Origin of the sequence: Pseudarthrobacter sp. C4D7, assembly GCF_013359725.1 — a bacterium.
Lineage (GTDB): Bacteria > Actinomycetota > Actinomycetes > Actinomycetales > Micrococcaceae > Arthrobacter.
The window spans coordinates 114,234-139,529 of the sequence record NZ_JABFMW010000007.1; the positions used below are offsets into that span (position 1 = coordinate 114,234).

At 67.1% G+C, this 25,296-nt stretch carries 23 protein-coding genes and 3 tRNA genes; 11 read left to right on the plus strand and 15 right to left on the minus strand.

The window, feature by feature from the left end:
• Window positions 1-71: 71 nt before the first annotated feature.
• Window positions 72-1,454, minus strand: coding sequence for a trigger factor (gene tig / locus HNO81_RS07665; protein WP_175317525.1), 1,383 nt, complete (start codon window positions 1,452-1,454; stop codon window positions 72-74).
• An 81-nt stretch (window positions 1,455-1,535) separates the two neighbouring features.
• Window positions 1,536-1,610, minus strand: a tRNA-Pro gene (locus HNO81_RS07670).
• Window positions 1,611-1,742: 132 nt separating this feature from the next.
• Between HNO81_RS07670 and HNO81_RS07675 the strand changes: the two genes are divergently transcribed.
• Window positions 1,743-1,816 (plus strand) — tRNA-Gly (locus HNO81_RS07675).
• 50 nt (window positions 1,817-1,866) lie between these two features.
• Here HNO81_RS07675 and HNO81_RS07680 read toward each other — a convergent pair.
• From HNO81_RS07680 to HNO81_RS07690, 3 genes are all read right to left on the minus strand, one after another.
• Window positions 1,867-2,826 (minus strand): Fpg/Nei family DNA glycosylase, encoded by a 960-nt coding sequence (locus tag HNO81_RS07680; protein ID WP_175317526.1) that lies wholly within the window; start codon window positions 2,824-2,826, stop codon window positions 1,867-1,869.
• Window positions 2,826-3,320: a ribose-5-phosphate isomerase gene (locus tag HNO81_RS07685; protein ID WP_175317527.1), complete on the minus strand. Its 495-nt coding sequence runs from the start codon at window positions 3,318-3,320 to the stop codon at window positions 2,826-2,828. The genes HNO81_RS07680 and HNO81_RS07685 overlap by 1 nt, the downstream gene beginning before the upstream one ends.
• A gap of 71 nt (window positions 3,321-3,391) precedes the next feature.
• A complete protein-coding gene (locus tag HNO81_RS07690; protein ID WP_175317528.1) occupies window positions 3,392-4,426 on the minus strand; it encodes a hypothetical protein in 1,035 nt (344 codons plus the stop codon).
• A gap of 172 nt (window positions 4,427-4,598) precedes the next feature.
• On the opposite strand from HNO81_RS07690, the gene pepN reads away from it, so the two are divergent.
• Both pepN and HNO81_RS07700 read left to right on the plus strand, forming a co-directional pair.
• Complete coding sequence (gene pepN / locus HNO81_RS07695; protein ID WP_175317529.1) at window positions 4,599-7,172, plus strand: aminopeptidase N; 2,574 nt, start codon at window positions 4,599-4,601, stop codon at window positions 7,170-7,172.
• Window positions 7,169-7,642, plus strand: a complete 474-nt coding sequence (locus tag HNO81_RS07700) for an OsmC family protein (protein ID WP_175317530.1) — start codon at window positions 7,169-7,171, stop codon at window positions 7,640-7,642. Before pepN ends, HNO81_RS07700 begins: the two co-directional genes overlap by 4 nt.
• Before the next feature lie 16 nt (window positions 7,643-7,658).
• Here the strand turns inward: HNO81_RS07700 and HNO81_RS07705 are convergent, their stop codons facing one another.
• Window positions 7,659-8,648 carry an epimerase gene (locus HNO81_RS07705; protein WP_175317531.1) on the minus strand — a complete coding sequence of 330 codons (990 nt, stop codon included), beginning with the start codon at window positions 8,646-8,648 and terminating at the stop codon, window positions 7,659-7,661.
• Window positions 8,649-8,714: 66 nt separating this feature from the next.
• Here HNO81_RS07705 and HNO81_RS07710 point away from each other — a divergent pair, with 66 nt between their 5' ends.
• Together HNO81_RS07710 and HNO81_RS07715 are read left to right on the plus strand one after the other, a co-directional pair.
• Window positions 8,715-9,395 (plus strand): mechanosensitive ion channel family protein, encoded by a 681-nt coding sequence (locus HNO81_RS07710; RefSeq protein ID WP_175317532.1) that lies wholly within the window; start codon window positions 8,715-8,717, stop codon window positions 9,393-9,395.
• Window position 9,396: 1 nt separating this feature from the next.
• Window positions 9,397-9,855, plus strand: a complete 459-nt coding sequence (locus HNO81_RS07715) for a globin (protein ID WP_305791420.1) — start codon at window positions 9,397-9,399, stop codon at window positions 9,853-9,855.
• Window positions 9,856-9,882: 27 nt separating this feature from the next.
• Here the strand turns inward: HNO81_RS07715 and HNO81_RS07720 are convergent, their stop codons facing one another.
• Entirely contained in the window at window positions 9,883-10,542 is a 660-nt protein-coding gene (locus HNO81_RS07720; protein WP_175317533.1) for a hypothetical protein, read from the minus strand.
• 64 nt (window positions 10,543-10,606) lie between these two features.
• Here HNO81_RS07720 and HNO81_RS07725 point away from each other — a divergent pair, with 64 nt between their 5' ends.
• Window positions 10,607-11,527, plus strand: a complete 921-nt coding sequence (locus HNO81_RS07725; protein WP_175317534.1) for an acyl-CoA thioesterase II — start codon at window positions 10,607-10,609, stop codon at window positions 11,525-11,527.
• Window positions 11,528-11,649: 122 nt separating this feature from the next.
• Here HNO81_RS07725 and ettA read toward each other — a convergent pair whose 3' ends face one another.
• From ettA to HNO81_RS07740, 3 genes are all read right to left on the minus strand, one after another.
• Entirely contained in the window at window positions 11,650-13,332 is a 1,683-nt protein-coding gene (gene ettA / locus HNO81_RS07730) for an energy-dependent translational throttle protein EttA (RefSeq protein ID WP_175317535.1), read from the minus strand.
• 60 nt (window positions 13,333-13,392) lie between these two features.
• Window positions 13,393-13,959 (minus strand): hypothetical protein, encoded by a 567-nt coding sequence (locus HNO81_RS07735; RefSeq protein WP_175317536.1) that lies wholly within the window; start codon window positions 13,957-13,959, stop codon window positions 13,393-13,395.
• A 163-nt stretch (window positions 13,960-14,122) separates the two neighbouring features.
• Window positions 14,123-14,674 (minus strand): single-stranded DNA-binding protein, encoded by a 552-nt coding sequence (locus tag HNO81_RS07740; RefSeq protein WP_175317537.1) that lies wholly within the window; start codon window positions 14,672-14,674, stop codon window positions 14,123-14,125.
• Window positions 14,675-14,881: 207 nt separating this feature from the next.
• Here HNO81_RS07740 and HNO81_RS07745 point away from each other — a divergent pair.
• Window positions 14,882-14,954: transfer RNA gene (locus HNO81_RS07745), tRNA-Arg, on the plus strand.
• A gap of 52 nt (window positions 14,955-15,006) precedes the next feature.
• On the opposite strand, the gene HNO81_RS07750 is transcribed toward HNO81_RS07745, so the two are convergent.
• Entirely contained in the window at window positions 15,007-16,233 is a 1,227-nt protein-coding gene (locus HNO81_RS07750) for an ROK family protein (protein WP_175317538.1), read from the minus strand.
• Window positions 16,234-16,382: 149 nt separating this feature from the next.
• Between HNO81_RS07750 and xylA the strand changes: the two genes are divergently transcribed.
• Together xylA and xylB are read left to right on the plus strand one after the other, a co-directional pair.
• Window positions 16,383-17,570: a xylose isomerase gene (gene xylA, locus HNO81_RS07755; RefSeq protein ID WP_175317539.1), complete on the plus strand. Its 1,188-nt coding sequence runs from the start codon at window positions 16,383-16,385 to the stop codon at window positions 17,568-17,570.
• 3 nt (window positions 17,571-17,573) lie between these two features.
• On the plus strand, window positions 17,574-18,992 hold the full coding sequence (xylB, locus tag HNO81_RS07760) for a xylulokinase (protein WP_175317540.1): 1,419 nt from the start codon (window positions 17,574-17,576) through the stop codon (window positions 18,990-18,992).
• A 130-nt stretch (window positions 18,993-19,122) separates the two neighbouring features.
• On the opposite strand, the gene HNO81_RS07765 is transcribed toward xylB, so the two are convergent.
• The 3 genes from HNO81_RS07765 to HNO81_RS07775 are packed head-to-tail and all read right to left on the minus strand — an operon-like array spanning window position 19,123 to window position 22,342.
• A complete protein-coding gene (locus HNO81_RS07765; RefSeq protein WP_175317541.1) occupies window positions 19,123-19,962 on the minus strand; it encodes a sugar phosphate isomerase/epimerase in 840 nt (279 codons plus the stop codon).
• A complete protein-coding gene (locus HNO81_RS07770) occupies window positions 19,959-21,173 on the minus strand; it encodes a dihydrodipicolinate synthase family protein (RefSeq protein ID WP_175317542.1) in 1,215 nt (404 codons plus the stop codon). Before HNO81_RS07770 ends, HNO81_RS07765 begins: the two co-directional genes overlap by 4 nt.
• Window positions 21,173-22,342 (minus strand): Gfo/Idh/MocA family protein, encoded by a 1,170-nt coding sequence (locus HNO81_RS07775; protein WP_175317543.1) that lies wholly within the window; start codon window positions 22,340-22,342, stop codon window positions 21,173-21,175. The genes HNO81_RS07770 and HNO81_RS07775 overlap by 1 nt, the downstream gene beginning before the upstream one ends.
• Window positions 22,343-22,507: 165 nt before the next feature.
• Here HNO81_RS07775 and HNO81_RS07780 point away from each other — a divergent pair, with 165 nt between their 5' ends.
• Together HNO81_RS07780 and HNO81_RS07785 are read left to right on the plus strand one after the other, a co-directional pair.
• Window positions 22,508-23,593: a LacI family DNA-binding transcriptional regulator gene (locus tag HNO81_RS07780; protein ID WP_175317544.1), complete on the plus strand. Its 1,086-nt coding sequence runs from the start codon at window positions 22,508-22,510 to the stop codon at window positions 23,591-23,593.
• Window positions 23,593-24,348 carry an alpha/beta hydrolase gene (locus HNO81_RS07785; protein ID WP_175317545.1) on the plus strand — a complete coding sequence of 252 codons (756 nt, stop codon included), beginning with the start codon at window positions 23,593-23,595 and terminating at the stop codon, window positions 24,346-24,348. Before HNO81_RS07780 ends, HNO81_RS07785 begins: the two co-directional genes overlap by 1 nt.
• On the opposite strand, the gene HNO81_RS07790 is transcribed toward HNO81_RS07785, so the two are convergent.
• On the minus strand, window positions 24,345-25,247 hold the full coding sequence (locus HNO81_RS07790) for an aldose 1-epimerase family protein (protein WP_175317546.1): 903 nt from the start codon (window positions 25,245-25,247) through the stop codon (window positions 24,345-24,347). The genes HNO81_RS07785 and HNO81_RS07790 overlap by 4 nt on opposite strands.
• Window positions 25,248-25,296: the final 49 nt, after the last annotated feature.

Below are 25,296 nucleotides of genomic sequence, written 5' to 3' on the forward strand. Positions count from 1 at the left end.
AACTTCCGCTCCAACGCGAACGGCCCCCGGATCCAGGGGATCCAGGGGCCGTTGCTGCGGTTCAGTAAGGACTATGCCTTGGCGTCTTCGGCGTCGACAACCTCTGCCTCGGCGGCTTCGGTTGCGTCAGCGTCGGCTGCTTCCGCGGCGGGTGCTTCCTCGCCGGCGGGGCGGACGAAGTCGCTCAGGTCAACAGCCTTGCCGTCGGTGTCGGTCACGGTGGCCTGGCCCAGGACGACGGCCAGTGCCTTGCGGCGGCGGACCTCGGAAACCATCATGGGGACCTGGCCGCTCTGATCGATGATCTGGGCGAACTGGTTCGGGTCCATGCCGTACTGGCTGGCCGTGGTGACGATGTAGTCGATCAGCTCGTTCTGGCTGACGTTGACTTCTTCCTTCTCCGCGATGGCGTCGAGGATGATCTCGTTCTGGAAGGCGCGGGCCGTGTTGGCGCGGACCTCTTCGCGGTGCTCCTCGGTGTCGTGCTCGCCGTCGCCGTGGCCGTTGCCCTCCTGGAAGTGGGCTTCGAGCTGCTCTTCGACGACGGAGTCCGGAACGGGAACCTCGACGAGTTCCACCAGCTTGTCCAGGACCTTGTCGCGGGCTTCAACGCCCTGCTCCACGATCTTGGATTCAGCGGCCTGCTTGGCCAGGTCTTCGCGGAGTTCGGCGAGGGTGTCGAACTCGGAGGCCAGCTGGGCGAAGTCGTCGTTCGCTTCGGGCAGTTCGCGTTCCTTGACGGCCTTCACCACAACCTTGACCTGGGCGGCTTCGCCGGCGTGGTCGCCACCAACCAGGGTGGTGTCGAAGATGGCGTCCTCGTCGGCGCTGAGGCCGGTCACGGCTTCGTCCATGCCCTCAAGCATGGTGCCGGCGCCAACCTGGTAGGACAGGCCGGCAGCGGAGTCGACCTCTTCGCCGTCGATCGTGGCGGTGATGTCGATGGTGAGGAAGTCACCATCGGCGGCGGGACGGTCAACGGACTTCAGGGTGCCGAAGCGTCCGCGGAGTTCGTCCAGGGCCTTGTCCACGTCGGCGTCGGAGGATTCCGCAGCTGCAACCTGGACCTCGATGCCGGCGTAGTCCGGGAGTTCGATTTCGGGGCGGACGTCAACCTCGGCAGCGAACTTCAGGCCACCGTCGGTAGCGGAGGGATCGGGGACCTCGGTGATCTCCACCTCGGGACGGCTCAGCGGGCGGATGCCGGATTCCTGCACGGCAGCCTGGTACCAGCCATTGAGGCCGTCGTTGATCGCGGTTTCCAGGACGTAGCCACGGCCGACGCGCTGGTCGATCAGCTTGGCGGGAACCTTGCCCTTGCGGAACCCGGGGACCTGGATCTGCGACGCAACAGTCTTGTAGGCCGAGTCGATGCTGGGCTTCAGTTCCTCAAAGGGGACCTCAACATTGAGCTTGACCCGCGTGGGGGTGAGGTTCTCGACAGCGCTCTTCACGGTCTAAGTACTCCTGGGTTGTGGGATGGGGTTTTCTGCAAACGCAATGTGTGTCCAGGCCTGCTGGTCCTGGCCGCAGAGTCGGGGTGACAGGATTTGAACCTGCGACTTCCTGCTCCCAAAGCAGGCGCTCTAGCCAAGCTGAGCTACACCCCGTAAGTGCACAGGCAAGTCTACGGTGATACGCGCCGTGATTGCACATTTGACACGTAGGCCATGGATTAGGTTTAGTTGTATCCGGCTTGAACAGCCAGCCCGGAGTTTCCGCTGATAAACGGATCTTCCTTCGGGGACGTAGCTTAATGGTAAAGCCTCAGTCTTCCAAACTGATTACGCGGGTTCGATTCCCGTCGTCCCCTCCAGGACAACAAAAAAGGCCCCTCAGCTTGAGGGGCCTTTTTTGTCTGTCAGCCTAGGCCTGCGGTTGCTGGCAGAACGGGCACCAGTAGAGGTTCCGGCCGGCGAGGTCGGCCATGAGCACGATGGTGCGGCATACCCTGCAGGGCAGCCCGTGCCGTTTGTAGACGTAGTGGACGTCGTCGCGGCGCGGGAAACGGGCACTCTTGGCCGGCACCGGCTTCCCGGACGCGGCAGCCTTGGCGGCCGTGGTGCCACTGAGCGTCCAATACTTTGGCGGGGTGGTGATGATCCGGCCGTCCGCCAAGCCGTCGTTCATCACAGCAACAATGTCGCGCCACAGCTTCCGGGCATCACTGTCCGGAAGTGCGCTGCCCGGCAGCAACGGATCGAGCCGGCGGCGGAACAGGACCTCGGCGCGGTAGACATTCCCAACGCCGGCAATCACCTTCTGGTCCATGAGCAGCGCTGCCAGCGGCGTCTTCCGGGCCCGGATGTTGGCGGCGAACCGGCCGGCATCCCCGCGAAGGTTGCGCAGCGGATCAGGTCCCAGCCGGGCAAGGACGGCGTCCACCTCCGCGGCAGTAATGGTCTCGCAGGTGGTGGCCCCGCGAAGGTCCGCCCAGCCGTGGCTGCCTGCCAGCCGGACGCGCACGGCCCCGACGGGTGCCGGCGGACCCGCATAGGGCGTCCCGGCGTCGACGTCGCCGTCGGCGGACGTTTCCTGCTCCCCTACGCGCCGGGGAGCACCAATGCTGGACGCCCCGGCGAACGTGCTGTCACCCCCGAAGCTCCAGGCCCCATAGAGGCCAAGGTGCACATGCAGCACCAGCGCGTTGTCGAAGTGGAGGAACAGGTGCTTGCCGTGCGCCTCGGCGGCGACCATGGTGTGGCCGTCCAGCAGCGCCGCTCCCCCGGTGAACCGGCCCTGGGGACTGGACACAGCCAGCGCCTCGCCGGTGAACACATCGCCGAACTGGCGTGCGAGCCTGCGGACAGAATGGCCTTCGGGCACTACTCGATGACCTCGCCGGTTGCTTCAAAAAGGGCGATCTTTTCAATCCTGCGGATGTGGCGTTCATCGTTGCTGAAGGGTTCGGCCAGGAATGCCTCCACCAGCTCGGTGGCCTCTTCCACCGTGTGCTGGCGTCCGCCCAGTGCCACCACGTTGGCGTCATTGTGTTCGCGGGCGAGTGTTGCCGTGGAGAGGTTCCAGGCCAGGGCGGCGCGGATCCCCCGCACCTTGTTGGCGGCAATCTGTTCGCCGTTGCCGGACCCGCCCAGCACGATGCCCAGGGCGTGGACGCCGGCCTCCCGGTCCGCGACGACAGCGAGGGCGGCGTTGATGCAGAACGAGGGGTAGTCGTCTTGGGCGTCGTAGACCTTGGGCCCGTGGTCCACCACCTCGTACCCCTTCCCGGTCAGGTGGGACACCAGGTGGGCGCTGAGTTCCATGCCGGCGTGGTCGGTGGCGATGTGGACCCGCGGGAAGGCAGGGGTAGTGGTCACGTGCTAAGTCCGTTCGGTTGTGGGAGCTGGCGGCCACCGGGCTTGGGGCCGGAACGACACGGATAAGGATACTAGGGCGGCCCGGGGTCCGGGCTTCGGCCCTCCGCCGGGGGCTGGGGGTTGCTGCCGCGCCTGGCCCTGGCGGCTACTCGGGTGAGCACGTCGGCAAGCCGCGCGGCCGAGGCCTGGCTGCCGCCGCTGATGGCGAGGCGGCCCCCGTCGGTCCTGCTGACGACGACGGCGGGCCCGCTGCTGACGAGCATCGCTGCGGTTCCCTGGTGGTGGCGGTAGCCCCACCCGCCATAGTCGGCGGCCTTCACGTCGGCGGCGCTGGCCGCGGAAATGGCACCGGCGGGCACGTCCATGACGGGCACCACCCCGGCCAGCAGGACCCTCAACCCGCGCCGGTCCGCGCTGACGCGAGCGAACAGGAAACCGGCGCCAACGATGGCCAGGGCCACGAGGAGGATCCCGAGCCAGGGCACCACGACGGCAAGGAGTGCGGCCGGAAACAGGAACGCTATGCCGATCATGACGAACACCGAACTCCGGGCGTGGACCCAGAGCCTGATGGTGTCCCGGGCAAGGTCGGGGTCCAGCTCCGTCACGATGGCGGACCGGAGCGCGCGGTCGTCATCCGGCGACCATTGCCGGTCGGCTTTGTACACCATGGCCATGGTCACGCCGAGCGATACCGCGGCGCCGCTGCCGAGGGCCAGGACGGTCATGTCCACGTGCGACTGCCGGGCGTCGGCCAGTCCGGTCTGGCCGATCAGGCCCGCGGCGAGGACGGAGGTGATGAACAGGCTGAGGAAGAAACCGATGCCCATCATGATCCGGCGCATCAGGACGGGCCTGCCCAACGGCGCCGCCTGGAGCAGGACCAGCCAGCCGGTCAGGACGATCCCCGCTGCGCCGCCGCCCACGTAGGCCCAGAACGGGGCGAAGGCGGCACCGCCGTCGTTCGTCCAAAGAATCGCGAGCGGCTCCGGAAGGTCCGGGCGCAGCAGCGACGCGCAGTAAACGAAGGCGGCGGCCAGGAGAACGGGAAACCCGACAGCGAATCGCAGGGCCTTGACGTCCACCAAATCCAGCAGCTTTCCCATGCTTTTAACGCTACCCCTGTGGCTGCCCGGCGTGGCGGCCGGCCGGCTCCGGCCCGGCTGTGAGCTGCGCAACTTGCCAAGGCCGCGAGGGATGAAAGAATGCATCACAGTGCCGGAACCGGGACCACCGGCCGGCAGCCGCAACTTCTCTGGAGGCCCCCTTTTGCCAGGCATGAACCTGACGCGCGCCGAAGCCCGTGAGCGCGCCGAGCTGATTACCGTCGAGTCCTACGATGTCAGCCTGGACCTGACCCGCGGCGAAGACGTTTTCGGCAGCACCACCACCGTGAAGTTCACGGCATCGCCCGGATCTGCCACCTTCATCGACGCCGTCACCCGGACCGTGCACAGCGTGAGCCTGAACGGCCGCGCCCTTGATCCAGCGGCGGTGGCCGACGGCGTGCGGATCCAGCTGCCGGACCTCGCCGAGGACAACGAGCTGACGGTCGTGGCCGACATGCCCTACATGAACACGGGGGAAGGACTGCACCGGTTCGTGGATCCGGTGGACGGCGAGGTCTACCTGTATACGCAGTTCGAGGTTCCGGATTCCCGCAGGATGTTCTCCGTCTTTGAGCAGCCGGACCTGAAGGCCACCTTCGCCTTCACCGTAACGGCGCCTTCCCACTGGGATGTCATTTCCAACTCGCCCACTCCTGAACCGGCGCCGGCGCTGCCCGCCGGAGACGGTTCCGCCAGGTCTGTGTGGACCTTCGAGCCCACACCCCGGCTGTCCTCCTATGTCACGGCCCTGATCGCGGGGCCGTACCAGTCCGTCCGCAGCGAGGTCACCAGCTCGGACGGCCGGGTCATCCCGCTGGGCGTGTTCGCCCGCAAGTCCCTGATGCAGTATCTCGATGCGGACAACATCTTCGAGCTGACGCGCCAGGGGTTCGGGTTCTTTGAGGCGCAATTCGGCTGCCCGTACCCGTTCGCGAAGTACGACCAGCTGTTCGTTCCGGAATTCAACGCCGGCGCCATGGAGAACGCCGGGGCCGTGACCATCCTGGAAGGCTACGTCTTCCGCAGCAAGGTCACCGGCGCCCAGATCGAACGGCGTGCCATCACCGTGCTCCACGAACTGGCGCATATGTGGTTCGGCGACCTGGTAACCATGCGCTGGTGGAACGACCTGTGGCTTAATGAATCCTTCGCCGAGTACATGTCGCACCTGGCGGCGGTGGAGGCCACGTCCTTCACCAGCGCGTGGACCACCTTTGCCTCCGTGGAGAAGTCCTGGGCCTACCGGCAGGACCAGCTGCCCACCACGCACCCCATTTTCGCGGAGATCAACGACCTGCAGGACGTGGAGGTCAACTTCGACGGCATCACCTACGCCAAGGGCGCCTCGGTCCTGCGGCAGCTGGTGGCCTGGGTTGGACCTGAGCAGTTCATGGCCGGTGTCCGGGAGTACTTCGCCAAGCACTCCTGGCACAACACGGAGCTGCAGGATCTGCTGGTTGAGCTGGAAAAGGCCAGCGGCCGTGACCTGGACCGCTGGGGCCAGCAGTGGCTGGAGACCGCGGGCGTGAACACGCTTGCGCCCGAGCTGGACGTGGACGCCGACGGGACACTGCGCTCTTTCGCCATCCTGCAGTCCGCTGTTCCGGAGTGGCCCACCATCCGTCCGCACCGCCTGGCCGTCGGGTTCTACAACCTGGACGACGCCGGCAAGCTCACCCGGGTGCACCGCGAGGAGCTGGATGTCGACGGCGAACGCACCGAGGTGCCGGCGCTGGCCGGCCTGGCGCAGCCGGACCTGATCCTCATCAACGACGACGACCTTGCCTACGCGAAGGTGCGCCTCGATCCTAAGTCCCTGGCGACTGCCACCGCGCACCTGAAGGATTTCGGTGAGAGCCTGCCAAGGACACTCGTCTGGAACTCCGCGTGGGACGCTGCCCGCGACGGCGAGTCCCCGGCACGGACGTACGTGGATTTGATCCTTAGCAACGTCGGCGCGGAGACGGATTCCTCGGTGATCCTGGTCCAGCTCCGGCAGCTGGCCACCACCCTGAACTTCTACGTGGCCGAGGAACACCGCGAAGCCACCGCGGTCGCCGCCGTGGACCGGTTGTGGGAGCTGGCATCGACCGTGCCGGCCGGCTCCGACGGCCAGCTGCAGTTCATCAAGTCCTTCGCACTCCTGGCCCGCAGCAGCGGGCAGCTGGACCGGGTGGCGGCCCTGCTGGACGGGACGGTGGTGCTGGAGGGCCTGGTTGTTGACCAGGACCTCCGCTGGGAGCTGGTGGCCTCGCTGGTTTCCGGCGGCCGGATGGGGCAGGACGGCATCGACGCCGAACTGGAGCGGGACAACACCTCCAGCGGCCAGAACGCCGCCGCCCTGGCCCAGGCCGCCATTCCCACCCCCGAGGCGAAGGCCGCAGCCTGGGAATCCATCGTGGTCAAGGGAGAGCTGTCCAACGCGCTGCAGGGATCGGCGGTGGCCGGCTTCATGCGGGTGCTGGACCGTTCGCTGCTGGAGCCGTACGCCGAAAAGTACTTCGCGGCCGTGCCGGCCATCTCGGCAACGCGCACCCACGCACTCGCCCAGCAAATCGTCGTCGGCCTCTACCCGTCACTGCTGACCACGCAGGCAACCATCGACCGCACGGACACCTTCCTGGCGTCCCTGCCGGCCGAGAGCGCTGCGCTGCGGCGGATGATGCTGGAGAACCGTGACGGCGTGGCCCGCGCCCTGCGTGCCCGTGCCGCCGATGTCTTGCCGGAGGGCAGCCAGAAGTGAACCTGCACGAGCACCGGTACGCGCTGACGGTCCAGTGGACCGGCAACCTGGGGGCGGGGACGTCGTCCTACCGGGGCTACTCCCGGGACCACGACGTCACCATTCCCGGCCTGCCGGTCCTGAAAGGCTCGGCCGATCCCACGTTCCACGGCGACCGCGGCCGCTACAACCCCGAGCAGCTCCTCCTGGCTGCTCTGGCGCAGTGCCACATGCTGTCCTACCTGCACGTGACGGTGAAGCACGGCGTGGTGGTCACGGACTACCGGGATGAGGCCACCGGGCTGATGCGGCTGAACCGGGATGGCAGCGGTCAGTTCGAGCGGGTGCTCCTGAACCCGCACGTGACGGTGGCGGACCAGGCACAGGCGGAACTGGCGGCATCGCTGCACCGCGAGGCCAACCAGGTCTGCTTTATTGCCCGGAGCGTGAACTTCCCGGTAGAGCACCAGCCAGTCACCACGGCCGCCTAGCCATCCCCGCCCTGCCTTACCCGCCCTGGAGCAGCTTGAGGAGCCGTTGCTCCGTGGCGGGTGACAGGCCGGCCTTCCGGGGCCGGTCCAGTCCCCTGGCGCGTTCATCTGCCAGGGTGTCGGCCAGGGTTTCCTGCCAGGGCCGCAGCACCATGCCCGCCGCTTTGGCTGCCTGGTTGCTGCGGGCCATGAATCCCTCGTGGCGGGGCGGCAGCCAGAGCGGAAGGGAATCGGGCCCGGACCAATAGTTGACGCCCTGCTCCACCAGCCAGTCTTCGTTGGCAGGGATGGTGGTGGCGCTGGACCCGGACTCCTCGCGGCAGGAATCGAGGAGGTGGGTGAAGGGCACCGGATCACCTGTTGCGTTCAGCGGGCCCGTGGTTCCCTGTTCGGCTGCGCGCAGGATCCAGGCCGCCAGGTCCCGGACGTCTATGACCTGCGTGGGCTCCGGGCCGATATCCGGGACAAGCACCGGCGCCGGGGACCGCTCGAAGCGGCCAGGCCAGTAGCCGTAGCGGTCGGTGGGGTCCCCGGGGCCGCTGACCAGGCCGGCGCGGCACAGGTGGGCCGCGCCGTTCGTGGCCTCCAGGGTGGCCTCCTCAATGGCCGCCTTGGATTCGCCATAGTTTTCCGGGCTGAAGGGAACCCCTGCCGGCAGGGGCGGCAGCAGCGGGGCGTCCTCCGCCGCACCGGGCGTGGCGTGCTCTGCGTAGGCCGAGCTGCTGGAAACAAAGGTCCAGTGCCCGGCCCTGCCGGCCAGGGAGGCAAGGGCCTCCCGCGCGGGTTGGGGATCCCTCGCAACCTCGATCACGGCGTCCCATTCGCCCGTCAGCCCGGCGTAGGCCACGGTCCCGTTTGACCGGTCGGCTTTGACCCAGTCCGCGCCGGGAGGGGGCTCAGCCGCGGTTCCCCGCGCGAGGCAGGTGACAGCGTGCCCGGCCGCCAGTGCCTGGGCCGCGATGGTGCTGGAGAGGGAGGCCGTTCCGCCGAGGACGAGGATGCGCATTGGTCCACGCTACGGCGCTAGGGTTGAAAGAGAACAGAGCAATATCCCAAGGAGCTATTTCCACCCATGGTCAGCATGTTGTCCATCCTTCCCCCCGCCAGCCAGCCGAGCGGCGTGAGCGTCCCCGGCATCGCCATCAGCCTTGGCGTTGGCGTAACCGTTTGGCTCGTGGCCACGTTCATCATTTCCCGCATCACCAAGCGGGTGGCGTCCGGGAGCAACTTCTTCAAGAAGCCCACGTTCAGATGGGCAGCTCCTGCCTTCCGTGCCCTCGACCACGAACGCCGTGTCCAGCGTGCCGAAACCATCGGGTCGCTGCTTAACAGCGTGGTGGGCGTGCTGGTGGTGATCATTACCGGCATGTACGTGCTGCAGAACCTGGACATCAATATCGCCCCGCTGCTGACCAGTGTGGGTATCCTCGGTGTCGCCATCGGTTTTGGCGCCCAGCAGTTGATCCGCGACTTCCTGGCCGGCATCTTCATCACCATTGAAGACCAGTACGGGATCGGTGACGTGATCGAAACCAGTGAAGTGGTGGGTGTGGTGGAGTCCATGGGGCTGCGGATCACGCGGGTACGCTCCGACGACGGCGCCATCTGGTACCTGCGCAACGGCGAGATCCTGCGCGTGGGCAACCGGTCGCAAGGGCGGTACGTTCCACTGCACGAGTCCGACGACGGCACCACCGACCAGGGCTCGGTGCACGTCGAGGCCAAGAAGACCGACCAGAAAGCCGGGGACTAGCATGTCGCTTCCCATTGAGCCACGCCCGGGGCAGCGGCCCCAGTTGATGCAGAACGATCCGTTCAGCAAGCCGGACTACACCGACAGCTTCTATGACGCCGTGGGCGGCCACGACACCTTCGTGAAGCTCATCGACGTCTTCTACGACGGCGTGGCCGGCGATCCCGTGCTGCGCCCGATGTATCCGGAAGAGGACCTGGCCCCGGCGAAGCGCCGCTTCCTGATGTTCCTGGAACAGTACTGGGGCGGACCCACCACCTACAGCGAAGAGCGCGGGCACCCGCGCCTGCGCATGCGGCACATGCCCTTCAAAGTCACGCCGGAAGCCAAAGACCGGTGGCTGTTCCACATGCGCACTGCAGTGGATGCCCTGGAGCTGCCGCCGCTGTATGAGGGGACGTTGTGGGACTACATGGAGCGCGCTGCGCTGTCCATGATCAACAGCCCCGCGGGTTCCTGATCCGCTCTCCGGCCTGCCTCGCCTGACCTAGGGCAGGCCGCTGCCGGTCCGGGCGAGGACGTGGCCGCGGGGCCCTGACAACCGGAACCAGCGCCCGTTCCGGTAGAGCTTTTGGTCGCCGTCCCCCAGGAAGCCCAGCGCAAAGGCCGCGAAGGCAGCGCCGGCGGGCAGGCCGGCGTCGTCCAGTGCCCGTCCCCACACCGAGGCCCGCGCATTGTTCACGATCAGCGCTCCCGGCTTGTCCGGCACAATGCCCGCCACTTCGGCGATGCCCGCCTCGGCGGCCGCCCGCAACCGGTCATCACTGACGGACCCCAGCATCTCCCACCCGCCCCGGGGGGCGCCAACGCCGGTCCAGGACTCGGTGAGGGTGGTGGGTGGAACCGGCAACTCGACGTCGCCCTCCCCCGCCCGCGCCAGCCGGTCCAGGACGGACGACAACGCCACCGTGACATCGGTTCCGGACGGTTCTGCCAGTGCCATGGTCCGCAGGCCCAGGATGGTGGGGGTCCCTTCGCCCAGGAGCCGGGGCCGCAGGACGCACACATATGCGGCCAGGACGGAGCCGGCGGCCTGAAGCCGGATGGCGCCGTCGTCAATGGCCTTGGCCCGGGTGGCGAAAGTTTTCAGGTCGGCAAGGTCCCGCGGATCGGCGAAACGGAAGGAAGAGGTAAGAAGATCAGACACATCCAGAACACTACCGGCTGCGTCCCGGTTGAGTGGTTTGCGGGCCGCCGTCTAGAGTCGGACCATGACTGAAGCCGAAGCCGGATTGCTGGCGCCACCAGGGGGCGACCCCACCTCATCGCTGATCGAACTGCTGGACCTTGGTGAGCTGGAGGGAGCCCGGACGGATGAGGATATTTTCCTTGGCCCCTCGCAGCGGCAGCCGCACCACAGGGTGTTTGGCGGCCAGGTGCTGGCACAGTCACTCGTAGCGTCGATCCGGACCGTGGATCCCCAAAGGTTTGTCCACTCCATGCACGGTTATTTCCTGCGGCCCGGGGATGCCAACAAGCCCATTACGTTTGGCGTGCAGCGGCTGCGGGACGGCAGGTCGTTTTCAGCCAGGCGGGTGCACGCGTACCAGGACGGCGTGCCCATCCTTTCGATGATTGCCTCGTTCCAGGGTGAGGACGAAGGAATCGAACACTCCTCAGTGATGCCGGAAGGAATCCCGGACCCTGAATCGCTGCCCAGCACGGCGGACCTGCTGGGCAGGTTCGACCACCCGGTGGCACGGCACTGGGCGTACGAGCGGCCCTTCGACATCAGGCATGTGGACCCCGCACTCTACGTTTCCGCATCAGGGCCCCGCGAAGCCCGCAACGCCGTCTGGATGAAGACGTTCGGTCCGATGCCGGACGACTCCAACCTGCACCGTGCCGCGCTGGCCTACGCCAGCGATTACACCCTGCTTGAATCCGTTCTCCGGCGCCATGGGCTGAGCTGGATCACCCCTGGCATGAACGTCGCCAGCCTGGACCACGCGATGTGGTGGCACCGGCCCGCCCGGGTCGATGAGTGGCTGCTCTACGTCCAGGAATCCCCCAGTGCCCACGGTGCACGCGGCCTGGCAACCGGCAAGATCTTCAACCGCGACGGCCAGCATGTGGCGTCCGTTGCGCAGGAGGGGATGGTGCGCATTCCCACCGATCCCCCCGGCGCCTGATACCAACGCGCCCGTCACCGCGCAGGCAGGCTGACCTGGCATGACGAAGGCCGGCACCACGGGAATTCCCGGGGTGCCGGCCTTCGTTGTGAGGTCAGTCTTTAGGCGGTCTTTCCGCGATGTTAGTCGCGGGTCAGGCGCCGGTGGGTGACGCGGTGCGGCTTGGCGGCGTCGGGGCCGAGGCGGTCGACCTTGTTCTCCTCGTAGGATTCGAAGTTGCCCTCGAACCAGTACCACTTGGAGGGGTTCTCCTCGTCACCTTCGTAGGCCAGGATGTGGGTGGCTACCCGGTCCAGGAACCAGCGGTCGTGCGAGACCACCACGGCACAGCCGGGGAACTCGAGCAGCGCGTTTTCCAGGCTGCTGAGGGTTTCGACGTCGAGGTCGTTGGTGGGTTCGTCGAGGAGCAGCAGGTTTCCGCCCTGCTTAAGGGTCAGGGCCAGATTCAGGCGGTTGCGCTCACCGCCGGAGAGGACGCCTGCCTTCTTCTGCTGGTCCGGGCCCTTGAAGCCAAAGGCTGCCACGTAGGCGCGGGACGGCATTTCCACGTTGCCCACCTGGATGAAGTCGAGTCCGTCGGAGACGACTTCCCACAGGGTCTTGTTGGGGTCGATGCCGCCGCGGCTCTGGTCGGCGTAGGAGATCTTGACCGAGTCGCCGATCTTCAGTTCGCCGCCGTCGAGCGGTTCCAGGCCCACGATGGTCTTGAAGAGCGTGGACTTGCCCACACCGTTGGGACCGATGACGCCGACGATGCCGTTGCGCGGCAGGCTGAAGGAGAGTCCGTCGATCAGGACACGGTCCTCGAAGCCCTTCTGGAGGTTCTTGGCCTCCAGGACCAGGCCACCCAGGCGCGGTCCCGGCGGGATCTGGATTTCCTCGAAGTCGAGCTTGCGGGTGCGGTCAGCTTCCGCGGCCATTTCCTCGTACCGGGCCAAGCGGGCCTTCGACTTGGTCTGGCGGCCCTTGGCGTTGGAGCGGACCCATTCGAGTTCCTCGGCAAGGCGCTTGGCCTGCTTGGCGTCCTTCTTGCCCTGGATTTCAAGGCGGGCACGCTTCTTCTCCAGGTAGGTGGAGTAGTTGCCCTCGTAGGGGTACAGGTGGCCGCGGTCCACTTCGGCAATCCATTCCGCCACGTGGTCCAGGAAGTACCGGTCGTGGGTGACGGCGAGGACGGCGCCGGGGTAGCTGGAGAGGTGCTGCTCGAGCCACAGGACACTTTCGGCGTCCAGGTGGTTGGTGGGCTCGTCGAGGAGCAGCAGGTCAGGCTTCTGCAGGAGGAGCTTGCACAAAGCCACCCGGCGGCGTTCACCACCGGAAAGGTTGGTGACGTCGGCATCGGCCGGCGGGCAGCGGAGGGCGTCCATGGCCTGCTCCAGCTGGGAGTCGAGGTCCCAGGCGTCAGCGGCGTCGATCGCTTCCTGCAGCTTGCCCATTTCCTCAAGGAGGGTGTCGTAGTCAGCGTCGGGGCTGGCCATTTCCTCGGAGATCTCGTTGAAGCGCTGGATCTTGCCGTAGATCTCGCCCACGCCTTCCTGGACGTTGCCCAGGACCGTCTTTTCTTCATTAAGGGGCGGTTCCTGCAGCAGGATACCAACGCTGTAGCCGGGGCTGAGCCTGGCTTCACCGTTGGAGGGCGTGTCCAGCCCTGCCATGATCTTCAGGATGGTGGACTTACCGGCACCGTTCGGGCCCACAACACCAATCTTGGCGCCCGGGAAGAAGGACATGCTTACGTCATCAAGAATGAGTTTTTCGCCAACGGCCTTACGGGCCTTGGTCATTGTGTAGATAAATTCCGCCATGGTCTCAAATCTAGTGGGTTGGCGGGCATATCTCACATTTTCAGGCGAAAGCCGGCAGGCTCAGGAGCCCACGAAGCACTTGCCGCTGGCGAGGACGGGAAGGACGGTGACGGTTACTGCGCCTTCGCGCACCTGGCCAATGACGCAGTCCTTGCCCTGCAGGACCGCGGCCTCAATGGCATCAGCCTCCAACCCGGTGGGAGTCCGGCTCTGCGAGACCTGAAGCACCGCCGGTGCTATCCCGGCTCCGGTCAAGGCGTCACTGACCTGGGCCGTGGCCGGCTTGGGGGTTCCCGCAGCCAGCGCGGACAGGGTGTCGGTTACCTTCCGCTTGACGCCCTCCGTGGCTGCTGCTTCGGCCTGCGTCTGGGCCCCGGCCGACGTGTTGGCCAGCGGTTCCCCGCCGGAGGCACTGCTTTGCGTGGCAGGACCGGACGACTGGGCCCCCGTTTCCTGCGCGGCGGGCGCTGCCGGGGTTGATGTCGATGACCCTTCACCGGCGCCTTCGACCCGCGGGTTGTCCGCCGCATTACCGACGCTGCAGCCGTTCACGAGGACGGCCAGGACAGCGCACGTCAGCACGGCACCGGCCCGGTTTGACGGCCGGCGATGAGGGATGGGAGGCATGGTGCCATTGTGCCATGCACCAGGACGCTGGGCCTGGATGACCCGATGGCCTGGACCCGGCCCGGCTGCACCACGCGGTGTGGCGGGCGGACGGAAGGAAGCCGGGGGGTGCCTCCATCCGTCCGCCCGGGCTGGGCGGGAACGGATAACAGATCTGCGTTCCCTAGACTTCGGCAAGCTCCCCGGTTTCCAGGTCAAGGGAAGAGAGTTCGCCGTCGTTGTCCTCGATGACCACCGACGCATGTCCATGGTCATCCGGATGCTCGTCCTCACGATCCTCTGGTTCGTCCAGGGCCGGGTCCACCGCAGGGGCATCCTCCGGGGACTGCGGCGTCTCTACGAGGGAAAGCGCCGGCCTGGAAGCTGTCCGGATGAAGTTTGCCGATCCAAAGGAAAGGTCATGACCCACGGCGTCAGCATCGATGATGGTGGAGTGGTAGACCCGGCCTTCCTTTTCCCAGCTGCGGATCTTCAGCTTGCCCACCACAATGACAGGCTGGCCTTTCCGGATGCTGCAGCCAAGGGTCCCTGCCAGGTTGCGGTAGCCCTGCACCGTGAACCAGTTGGTGTGCCCGTCACCCCAGGTTTTGGATTCCCGGTCGAATCGGCGGGTGGTGGAACCGAGCCGGAAGGAGGCCGTTGCCACTCCCCCCGGTGTGGTGGAACTGGTGATCTCGGTGGCAACAAAACCCCGGATGGTAATCGTTTCGCTCATGTCGTTGTCCTGTCTGGATGGTGGCGCCTGGAGCAGGCATGACCAGCATCGCGCCGGACGACGCACGACTGGAGGCACGGGTTGCCGTATGTGGATAACAGACCCTTGACGGCACGTGTGGAGGACCAGTGGGGCCAGGATGACGCCGCCTGCAGCCCGGGCAATGTAAACTTTTTGAGGCGCCGGGCCCACAGGCCTGGCACCGATGCCTCAGTAGCTCAGGGGATAGAGCAGCGGCCTTCTAATCCGCCGGTCGGGGGTTCGATTCCCTCCTGGGGCACCTTGGTGGCTGACGCCCCGGTCTTCGGACCGGGGCGTTGACGCGTCTCCGGTTAGGGCTGCAGACGGTGCGGCGCTTCCACGAGTGAGCGGATCACACTGCCAGCGGCGCCCAGCAACGCGCCAAACTCCCCTACCGCGGACACTGTCACCTGCTCCGACGCATACTTTCCCGGCGCATACTTATGCAGGCTTTCCAGCAAAGGGGCACGCAGCCAAGGCTCGAGGACGGCGAAGTGGCCGCCCAGGACCACCGAATCGATGTCGACCACCCGCGCCGTTGACGCCAGTGCCATTCCCAGGAAATATCCTGCACGTTCAACGGCCGTGACGGCCTGGGGAACCCTGCTCTCCAGCGCCTGCAGGAGGGCGGACATGGTGGCAGAACGGGAGCCCACATCCGGGGCAAGTCCGGCAGCGATAAAAATGGCGTCCTGGCCGGCCACCGTTTCCAGGCATCCGGTACCTCCGCAGGAACAATGGCCGCCATCCGGGTCCACGACAATATGGCCGACTTCCCCGGCATGGCCTCCGGGGCCGGTGAACAGCTCGGAACCGATCACGATTCCGCCACCCACGCCCACTTCACCGGAGACGAAGAGGAAGGTGGAGCCCCGGTCCGCGCGGTGCCGGAGCTCAGCCAGGGCAGCAGCATTGGCTTCGTTGAAGAGTGCCACCCCCAAGGCGGTCCCGGGCAGCAGGGCGTCAAGATCGAGGTCCACGTCCACCCAGCCCAGGTTGGGAGCAGTCAGCACGCGGGCCCTGGCCGGATCCACCAGACCCGGCACCGCGAGTCCGCCGCCCAGGACTTCCACGCCCTGGTCCCTGGCAGCGCTGCGCACTTCTGCCGCCAAGGCTGCGAGCGCTGCCAGCACCGGCTTGTCCATGCTGTTCCGGTTATCGCGTTCCTCCACCTGGCGAAGCAATACGGTGCCGGAGAGGCCAACAACTGCCGCCGAGATGTAGTCGACGTTGATTTCCATCCCCATGACCGAACGGCTGGGACTGAGTTCCAGCCCCACGCCCGGACGGCCACGTCCCTGGGGGTTCAAACCGATTTCGCGGATCACACCGGCGTCCAAAAGGTCCAGGACCAGGCTGGACACGGAGGCTTTGGTCAAACCGGTGGCGCCGGCAACCTGGGCCCGGCTGGGGTGGATACCGGGCGGGAATTCGGCAATGGCGCCCAGGACCAGCGCCAGGTTGCTGCGCCTGACGTCTCCGACGCTTCCGGGGGCCGCCCCTCCGGGCCCCGCCGCTGCAGGCGCCGGCATCACCATCACATAGCTCCTCGGTCGGGCGCTTCCGCCACGTTTGTCCAGCCGTTCCACTGCCGGCCTATTGACCCAACCCTACGTCCGCTCATATAGTTCAGGCAATGAACTAATACTCCGCAACCCGGCGGAACGACCGATCGCAAGGACGCATCATGACTCTTTCCCCCACCCCCGCTGACAAGTTCACCTTCGGGCTCTGGACCGTCGGCTGGACCGGCGCCGACCCCTTCGGCGTGGCCACCCGATCCGCGCTGGACCCGGTGGAGGCTGTCCACCGCCTCGCCGAACTCGGTGCCTACGGCATCACGTTCCACGACAATGACCTCGTCCCCTTTGACGCCTCGGCGTCGGAGCGTGAGCTCATCCTGAAGAACTTCCGCACGGCCCTGGCTGAGACCGGGCTGAAGGTTCCCATGGTCACTACCAACCTCTTCAGCCACCCGGTGTTCAAGGACGGCGGCTTCACCTCCAACGACCGCTCGGTCCGGCGCTTCGCGCTGTCCAAGGTCCTGCGCAACATCGACCTCGCCGCAGAGCTCGGCGCCGAAACGTTCGTGATGTGGGGCGGCCGAGAAGGCAGCGAATACGACGGCTCCAAGGACCTGGCGGCAGCGTTGGACCGCATGAAGGAAGGCGTGGACACCGCGGCCGGCTACATCAAGGACAAGGCTTACAACCTGCGGATTGCCCTGGAGCCGAAGCCAAATGAGCCCCGCGGCGACATCTTCCTGCCCACCGTGGGCCACGGACTGGCCTTCATCGCCCAGCTGGAGCACGGCGACATCGTGGGACTGAACCCGGAAACCGGCCACGAACAGATGGCCGGCCTGAACTTCACCCACGGCATCGCCCAGGCCCTTTGGGCGGGCAAGCTCTTCCACATCGATCTCAACGGCCAGCGCGGCATCAAGTACGACCAGGACCTCGTCTTTGGCCACGGCGACCTCACCAGCGCCTTCTTCACGGTGGACCTGCTGGAGAACGGCTTCCCGGGCGGCGGCCCCAAGTACGACGGCCCCCGCCACTTTGACTACAAGCCTTCCCGCACCGACGGCTACGACGGCGTATGGGAATCCGCCAAGTCCAACATGGCCATGTACCTGCTCCTCAAGGAACGGGCACTGGCCTTCCGCGCGGATCCCCAGGTCCAGGAAGCACTCCAGGCTTCCGGTGTCTTTGAACTTGGCGAGCCCACCCTCGCAGCAGGCGAGAGCACCGCGGACCTGCTGGCTGACGCCGCTTCCTTCGAGGACTTCGACGCCGACAAGGCCGCCGAGCGCTCCTTCGCGTTCGTCCGCCTCAACCAGCTCGCCATCGAGCACCTTCTGGGCGCCCACTAGGCCATGGTGCTCGTCGCAGGCATCGACAGCTCCACCCAGTCATGCAAGGTGGTCATCCGGGACGCTGCCACCGGAGCGCTGGTCCGCCAGGGCCGGGCCCCGCATCCTGACGGCACCGAGGTCCACCCTGACCACTGGTGGACGGCGCTGCAGAAGGCTGCGGCGGACGCCGGCGGGCTGGATGACGTCAGCGCCGTATCTGTGGGGGGCCAGCAGCACGGCATGGTCTGCCTGGACAGCGACGGAGAGGTGATCCGGCCGGCGCTGCTGTGGAACGATACCCGCAGCGCCGGCGCTGCCACGGAACTCATCAACAATGCCGGCGGTGGCGATCCCGCCGCCGGCGCGGAGTACTGGGCACACGCCACCGGCACGGTGCCGGTAGCCTCCCTGACGCTGACCAAGCTGCGCTGGCTGGCCGAAAACGAGCCGGAAAACGCCGCCCGGGTGGCTGCGGTCTGCCTGCCGCATGACTGGCTCACCTGGCGGCTCGCCGGCTACGGGCTTGGCAGCGGCTCTGAGGGGCTGGCCGCGCTGGCCACCGACCGCTCCGACGCATCGGGCACGGGCTACTACTCGACGGCGGACGGCACGTACCTGCCGGATGTCCTCGCAGCGGCGCTCGGCCACGTACCGGTCCTCCCCCGTGTCCTCGGCCCCCTGGAATCAGCAGGAAGGACGCCGGCAGGCAGCCTCCTGGCCGCGGGCGCGGGAGACAACGCGGCGGCCGCGCTGGGCGCCGGGGCCGGTCTGGGCGATGTGGTGATGTCACTGGGCACGTCCGGGACCGTCTTCGCGGTCTCGGATACGCCGGCGGCCGACGCCTCGGGACTGGTGGCGGGCTTTGCGGACGCCGCGGGACACTACCTCCCGCTGGTGTGCACCCTGAATGCCACCCGCATTTTCGATGCCACTGCTGCCCTGCTGGATGTGGACCTGGCGGAGTTCAACCGGCTCGCTTTGTCCGCCGAACCCGGCGCGGGCGGACTCACCCTGGTCCCGTACTTCGATGGGGAAAGGACACCCAACCTGCCGGACGCCACCGGCTCCCTGCACGGCATCACACGTGCCAACTACACCCCTGCCAACCTGGCGCGCGCCGCCGTCGAAGGTGTTGTCTGCTCGCTGGCGGACGGCCTTGCGGCACTACAGGATCAAGGGGTCTCTGTCCGGCGGATCCTGCTGGTGGGCGGCGGCGCCCAGTCAGCAGCCGTGCAGTCAGTGGCGGCGGGCCTGCTGGGAGCGGACGTCACGGTGCCGCAGCCGGGCGAGTACGTGGCCGACGGCGCTGCACGCCAGGCTGCGGCGGCACTTACCGGACGCTTCCCGGCATGGGCGGCAGACGCCGTCGGGCTTCCCCCGGAGAAAGACGACGCCGGCGTCCTGGCGCGGTACCGCAGGTTCGCCTCCCTCTACGCCTAAGGCGGCGACGGGCGGGGACGTGAAAAAGGACCCGGCCCAGGGGTGGGACAACCTCCCCTGGGCCGGGTCCTTTCATGTGGGGCGCAGGCTCCTGCCGTGACGTAGCAGAAGCCCGCGGTCTTGGATCAGGTCAGGCGAACGGCTGGACGAGGTCCGCGTAGCGCTCCTTGACCGTGGCCAGGACGGTAGTGCCGTCCGTGTCCCAGATCTCCTGATTGAAAATCTCCACTTCGATGTCGCCGGTGTACCCGGCGTCGCGCACCCAGGTTCCGATCGTGGCGAAGTCCACCACGCCGTCGCCCATGTAGCCGCGGGAGAGCAGCGGATCGGCGGCGATGGGCATGTTGAAGTCGCACACCTGGTAGGAGGCGATCCGGTTCTCCCGGCCGGCCCGTTGGATCTGCGCCTTCAGTTCCGGGTCCCACCAGACATGGAAGGTGTCGACGGCGACCCCCACCGTGGCTGCGTCAAAAGGCGCGGCGAGGTCAAGGGCCTGCCTCAGCGTCGAGATCAGTGCGCGGTCCGCGGCGTACATGGGGTGCAGCGGTTCCAGGACCAGGCGGACGCCTTGTTCCTGTGCAAACGGGACCAGGTCCGCGAGCCGGTCGGCCACCCGCTGACGGGCTGCCACTACGTCCTTCTCCCCCGGCGCGAGACCGCCGACCACCAGGAACAGTTCCCTGGTGTCCAGCGCCACGGCTTCGAGGATGGCTGCACGGTTGTCGACGAGCGCGCTTGCCTGGCCTTCCGGGTCTGCGGCGGTGAGGAACCCGCCGCGGCAAAGCGAGGAGACACGCAGCCCCGCGTCCTTGATCAGGCGTGCGGCCTTGTCCAGGCCCGCCTCAGCCACCCGGTCACGCCAGGGCCCGATAGCGGGGATCCCTGCGTCCACGCAGCCTTCGACCACCTGGGCGAGGGTCCATTTCTTCGTGGTGGCGCTGTTAATGGACAGGCGGGAGAAGTCACTCATGCTCCCACCCCGTTGATCCGCAGGTAGTCGGACATCCGGAAGGCGGCCAGGGCGGGGTCCTTCAGCAGGCCTGCCTGGTCGGCGAGTTCAAAAGTCCTGGCGAGGTGGCGGACGGACCGGCCGGAATGGAGGCCGCCCACCATCTGGAAGCCCGGTTGTTTGCCGTTGAGCCAGGACATAAAGGCGATGCCGGTCTTGTAGTAGAACGTGGGGGCACTGAAAATATGCTTTCCCAGTTCACGGGTGGAGTCCAGGATTTCGCGCGCTTTCGCGGCGTTTCCTGCATCGTAGTTCTGCAGTGCCACGGAAGCAGCCGGGTAGATCGCAGCAAAGATGCCGAGTAGGGCGTCCGAGTGGTGGGTCCCGTCGCCGTCGATGAGCTCGGGGTAGTTGAAGTCGTCGCCGGTGTAGAGACGGACGCCTTCAGGCAGTGCGGCGCGGAGGGCAACTTCGTGGCTGGCATCGAGCAGGGAGACCTTGACGCCGTCCACTTTGTCCGCGTTGTCCCTGATCAGGCCCAGGAAGGTTTCGGTGGCGGTGGGGACGTCATCGGATCCCCAGTACCCTGCCAGTGCGGGATCGAACATGGTGCCCAGCCAATGCAGGATGACGGGCTGGTCCACTTCCTGCAGGAGGGTGGAATAGACCGCCAGGTAGTCCTCGGGGCCGCGGGCCGCCTTGGCGAGGGCCCGGGAGGCCATGATGATGACTTTGGGGCCTGCCTCGGCAATGACGGCGATCTGTTCACGGTAGGCCTCAAGGACAGCTTTGAGGCCGGCTTCGCCGGTGGGCAGCGTGGCAGGATCGAGCTGGTCGGTGCCGGCACCGCAGGAGACGAGGTCACGGACCGACTTGCCGGCGGTGGCCGGGTTGTTGGCCGCGACCACCGAGGCTGCTTCGACGCCGGTGCGCTTGATGAGCTGCTGCGTGGCAGCCCAGTCAAGGCCCATGCCCCGCTGGGCCGTGTCCATCGCGTCGGCAACGCCCAGGCCATACGACCACAGTTCGTGCCGGTAGGCCATGGTGGCGTCCCAGTCCAGGAGGGCCGGGGCTCCCGGGGTGTTGTCCGCGAGCACTTCAGGGATGACGTGGGCTGCGGCGTAGGCGCGCCGGGCGGTGAGCGGAGCAGTGGGGCGGGCCCAGGCCGTGGTGCCCTGGAGCCGGTACTCCCTGGTGCCGCCGTCGTCGGAGGGAAGGATGAGGGACGTCATTAGAGCGTGATCTCCGGGATGTCGATGGTGCGGCGTTCATCGTTGGACTGCAGGCCAAGTTCTGCGAGCTGGACGCCGCGGGCGGCGGAGAGCAGGCCGAAGCGGTGTTCCCGGCCGGCGACAACGTCGCGGAGGAACTCTTCCCACTGCAGCTTGAAGCCGTTGTCCAGGTCCGCGTTGGCGGGAACTTCCTGCCACTGGTCACGGAAGGACTCGGTCACGGGAAGGTCGGGGTTCCAGACCGGCTTCGGCGTGTGGGCGCGCTGCTGGGCCACGCACTTGTTCAGGCCGGCGACGGCGGAACCGTGGGTGCCGTCCACCTGGAATTCCACCAGTTCGTCGCGGTAGACACGCACTGCCCAGGAGGAGTTGATCTGGCCAATGACCTCGTCGCCGCCCGGGGTCTGGAGTTCGAAGATGCCGTAGGAGGCGTCGTCGGCGGTGGCTTTGTATTCCTTGCCTGCCTCGTCCCAGCGGGCGGGGATGTGGGTGGCGGTCTTGGCGTTGACGCTCTTAACCTTGCCAATGATGCCTTCGAGGACGTAGTTCCAGTGGCAGAACATGTCGGTGGTCATGCCACCGCCGTCTTCCTTCCGGTAGTTCCAGGACGGGCGCTGTGCTGCCTGGATATCGCCTTCGAAGACCCAGTAGCCGAATTCGCCGCGGATCGAGAGGATGCGGCCGAAGAATCCTTCGTCCACCAGGCGGCGCAGTTTGACCAGGCCCGGGAGATAGAGCTTGTCGTGCACAACGCCGGCCGTCACGCCTGCTTCCTTGCCAATGCGTGCCAGCTCGATGGCCTCTTCCAGCGTTTCGGCTGTGGGCTTCTCAGTAAAGATGTGCTTGCCGGCCAGCATGGCCTTCTTGAGGGTGGCCGCGCGGAGGCTGGTCATGGAGGCGTCGAAGATGATGTCCACGGAGGGATCGTTGATCACGGCATCCAGGTCCGTGGTCCACTCAGACACCTTGTGCTTTTCCGCCAGTTCCCGGATCTTGGCCTCATTGCGCCCCACCAGGATGGGTTCAACCTGGACCCGGGTGCCGTCCTCCAGCGTAAAGCCGCCCGCGTCGCGGATGGGCAGGATGGAGCGCAGCAGATGCTGGCGGTAGCCCATCCGGCCGGTGATGCCGTTCATGGCGATGCGGATCGTCTTTGTTTCGAAGCCCATGTGTCCTCCACGGTGAGTGAGCGTGTACTCAAGCTAATTGGGAAAGCGCATTCCCACTGCTTCTATGATGCACGGCGCGCTTCCTGTTGGCAAGCGCTTTCCGCAAGTAGTTTGAACTGCCATAATGTGCTTTACCTTTGAGCCCGTCCAAGACCAGGAGTTGCTGTGGCTGCAAGTACCCTTACCGAGGTGGCCCGCCTGGCCGGCGTGTCCCCCGCCACGGCCTCCCGCGTGTTGAACGGATCCGCCCGGAAGCCGGGAAAGGACATTGCCGACCGGGTGCGCCAGGCCGCCGAGTCACTCGGTTACGTCCCCAACGCCCAGGCACAGGGCCTGGCGAAATCCAGTTCCGGCCTGATCGGCCTGATCGTCCATGACATCGCCGACCCCTACTTCGCAGCCATTGCCCGCGGAGTGCAGGAGGCTGCCCGCGAACAGCGGAAGATGGTGCTGCTGGCCACCACCGGCGGCGGCCCCGCAGAGGAAAGGGAAGCAGTGGCCGCCTTCGCGGCCCGCCGGGCAGACTCCATCGTCATTGCCGGCTCCCGCTCCTGCCGGGAAGAGGACCACGATGGCAATACCGCGCTGGCCGCTGAACTTGACCGGTACTGCCGCAACGGCGGCCAGGTGGCCGTGGTGGGACACCCCGTCGTGGGTGCAACCGCGCCGGAGGGTTACCACGTCCTTCGGGTTCCCAACCGGGAGCTCGCCGACCGGCTCGCCACCGAGCTTGCAGGCAGCTGGGACGGGGACTTCGTGATTGTCGGCGGGCCCGAAGGCCTGCTGACCTCCGACGACCGGGTCAACGGTTTCCAGGAGGGCCTGGCGCGGGCGGGCCGCCGCCCTGCGGAGGTGCTCCGCAGCGCCTTCAACCGGTCCGGCGGATATGAGGCCGGCCTGGAACTGGCTGCCCGGATCAAGGCGGGACGTTCCGCTGAAGGGGCGGCCGATCCAAAACTGTGCATCTTCGCCGTGAACGATGTGATGGCGATTGGAGCCGCAGCAGCCCTGCGGTCCGAGGGCCTCCGCATCCCCCGCGACGCCGCGATTGCCGGATTCGATGACATTGAAACCCTCCGCGACTTCCGTCCGGCCCTTTCCACCGTCCGTCTGCCGCTGGAGGACATTGGGCGGCTGGCCACCCGGGCCACCGGACGCGGACCGGCCGCTGGCGACGCGGCGGAAGACGCTGCTCCGGCCGGCATCGCCGGCGAGGTAACTCTTCGGCGCAGCACCGAGACGGCCGCCTGATGGCGCCCCGGGGCCTGACGGCAGTTCCCGCGCGCCCGGAAGGTGCCGGCCCGCGGCCCGCTTTCCTGATCCTGCCTGGCGGTGGGTATGTCCGGCAGGCGGACCATGAGGCAGAGCCCGTGGCGGAATGGCTGGCATCCCTTGGAATCCATGCTTTCGTGCTCCGCTACCGGGTGGCCCCCCACCGGCACCCCGCCCCCTTGGAGGATGCAAAGGAGGCCATGCTGCACATCAGGAATGGCGGGCATGGCCTGGACGTGGACCCGGGGCGCGTCGGGGTGCTGGGATTCTCCGCCGGCGGCCACCTGGCCGCCACGCTCAGCACGGCGGCCGCCACGGGGAACCTGGACCTTGACGTATCTGAAGCAGTCCCGGATCTTTCGGTGCTCTGCTACCTCGTTGCATCAATGACGCACGAACCGCACCAGGGGTCGGTGGCCAGCCTCCTTGGCGATGCGCCGCCGTCGGACCTTCTTGCGGCGCTCTCCGCGGAGCTGAATGTCACTGCCCTGACGCCTCCGGCGTTCCTCTGGCATACGGCCGATGACGCCGCCGTTCCGGTCAGCAACAGCATGAACTATGCCAGGGCGCTCTTTGCCGCCGGCGTTCCTGCAGAGCTGCACATCTTCCCCGAGGGGCGGCACGGGCTGGGGCTGGCCACAGACCAGCCCGGCCCCGCGCAGTGGACGGCGTTGTGCGCGGCCTGGCTGGACCGGGCCGGGTGGACGGACACCCCTGCCGGGGCCGCCGGCTAACCCAGGGCGCGGATGGTCCAGCTTGCGGCCTGGGACTGGCCGGGCTGCAGGTGCACCAGGTCCGTGCCTGAATGAAAGGCGTCCGGCGGGCAGGTCATCGGCTCAACGGCCAGGCCCAGCCGGTCCGGCCCCACGGGCTTGTCGGCGGTGTGCACCTGGACCCAGGGCCATTCGGTGCCCCACTCGAGCTCCACACCGGTCCCCGACGGATCCATGACGCGTACCCGGGCCATGCCCGATGCCTCCCGGGCGATCTCGGTGAAGGCGTGGTCGATCTTCACCGGCCCCAGCCGCCGGGGCGACCTGAAGTCGAATGGATTCCCGTCCACCTGCCGCATGCCAACGGGCAGCAGCCGGTCCGGGGTTACGTCCAGGTAGGCCGCGGCCGGAAGTTCCAGCGACCAGTCATCCAGCGGGGCGGGACCGGCCACCAGGTAGGGGTGGGGGCATACGCCGTACGGTGCGGCAGCAGTGCCTGTGTTGACCGCCCGTACCGTGGCATGGAGGCCGTCGTCGGACAGCGAGTAAGTCACGGCAAGGTCCAGGTCCCCCGGGTAGGCGGGTCCGGCAGGGATGCGGCAGCCCAGCACGGCCCGGTCGGGCGCCGTTTCCAGCGCGTCCCATGACGCGTGGATGGCAAGCCCGTGCAGGGCAGCTCCGCGCTCGGGTTCATTGACGGCTGCGGCGTAGGACCTGCCCGCGTAGGCGTAGGTGCCGTCCGCCAGCCGGTTGGGCCAGGGCGCGCAGATGACGCCGCGGTAATCGGGGACGGCCCCCTCTGGACCAAAGCCCACCACCAGGTCCCTGCCGCCGTGGCGCAGCTCGCGGAGGGCCCCGCCGCGCAAGGTGACGACGGCGGAGTACGGTCCGTGGGCGAGGTGGACTTCGGTTCCGGGCATGGTTCCCTCCGCATCGAGATGTGTTAGCGCTCACCAGCGTACCGCACCG

Excerpts from the sequence above, each read along its gene's own strand:
- HNO81_RS07735 (WP_175317536.1), bottom strand. The coding sequence starts at position 13,959 with ATGCCTCCCATCCCTCATCGCCGGCCGTCAAACCGGGCCGGTGCCGTG.
- HNO81_RS07790 (WP_175317546.1), bottom strand. The coding sequence starts at position 25,247 with ATGCCCGGAACCGAAGTCCACCTCGCCCACGGACCGTACTCCGCCGTC.
- HNO81_RS07690 (WP_175317528.1), bottom strand. The coding sequence starts at position 4,426 with ATGGGAAAGCTGCTGGATTTGGTGGACGTCAAGGCCCTGCGATTCGCT.
- pepN (WP_175317529.1), top strand. The coding sequence starts at position 4,599 with ATGAACCTGACGCGCGCCGAAGCCCGTGAGCGCGCCGAGCTGATTACC.
- ettA (WP_175317535.1), bottom strand. The coding sequence starts at position 13,332 with ATGGCGGAATTTATCTACACAATGACCAAGGCCCGTAAGGCCGTTGGC.
- HNO81_RS07765 (WP_175317541.1), bottom strand. The coding sequence starts at position 19,962 with ATGAGTGACTTCTCCCGCCTGTCCATTAACAGCGCCACCACGAAGAAA.
- HNO81_RS07740 (WP_175317537.1), bottom strand. The coding sequence starts at position 14,674 with ATGAGCGAAACGATTACCATCCGGGGTTTTGTTGCCACCGAGATCACC.
- HNO81_RS07785 (WP_175317545.1), top strand. The coding sequence starts at position 23,593 with ATGGCGCCCCGGGGCCTGACGGCAGTTCCCGCGCGCCCGGAAGGTGCC.
- HNO81_RS07715 (WP_305791420.1), top strand. The coding sequence starts at position 9,397 with ATGTCGCTTCCCATTGAGCCACGCCCGGGGCAGCGGCCCCAGTTGATG.
- HNO81_RS07710 (WP_175317532.1), top strand. The coding sequence starts at position 8,715 with ATGGTCAGCATGTTGTCCATCCTTCCCCCCGCCAGCCAGCCGAGCGGC.
- HNO81_RS07705 (WP_175317531.1), bottom strand. The coding sequence starts at position 8,648 with ATGCGCATCCTCGTCCTCGGCGGAACGGCCTCCCTCTCCAGCACCATC.
- HNO81_RS07770 (WP_175317542.1), bottom strand. The coding sequence starts at position 21,173 with ATGACGTCCCTCATCCTTCCCTCCGACGACGGCGGCACCAGGGAGTAC.
- HNO81_RS07725 (WP_175317534.1), top strand. The coding sequence starts at position 10,607 with ATGACTGAAGCCGAAGCCGGATTGCTGGCGCCACCAGGGGGCGACCCC.
- HNO81_RS07750 (WP_175317538.1), bottom strand. The coding sequence starts at position 16,233 with ATGGTGATGCCGGCGCCTGCAGCGGCGGGGCCCGGAGGGGCGGCCCCC.
- xylB (WP_175317540.1), top strand. The coding sequence starts at position 17,574 with ATGGTGCTCGTCGCAGGCATCGACAGCTCCACCCAGTCATGCAAGGTG.
- xylA (WP_175317539.1), top strand. The coding sequence starts at position 16,383 with ATGACTCTTTCCCCCACCCCCGCTGACAAGTTCACCTTCGGGCTCTGG.
- HNO81_RS07775 (WP_175317543.1), bottom strand. The coding sequence starts at position 22,342 with ATGGGCTTCGAAACAAAGACGATCCGCATCGCCATGAACGGCATCACC.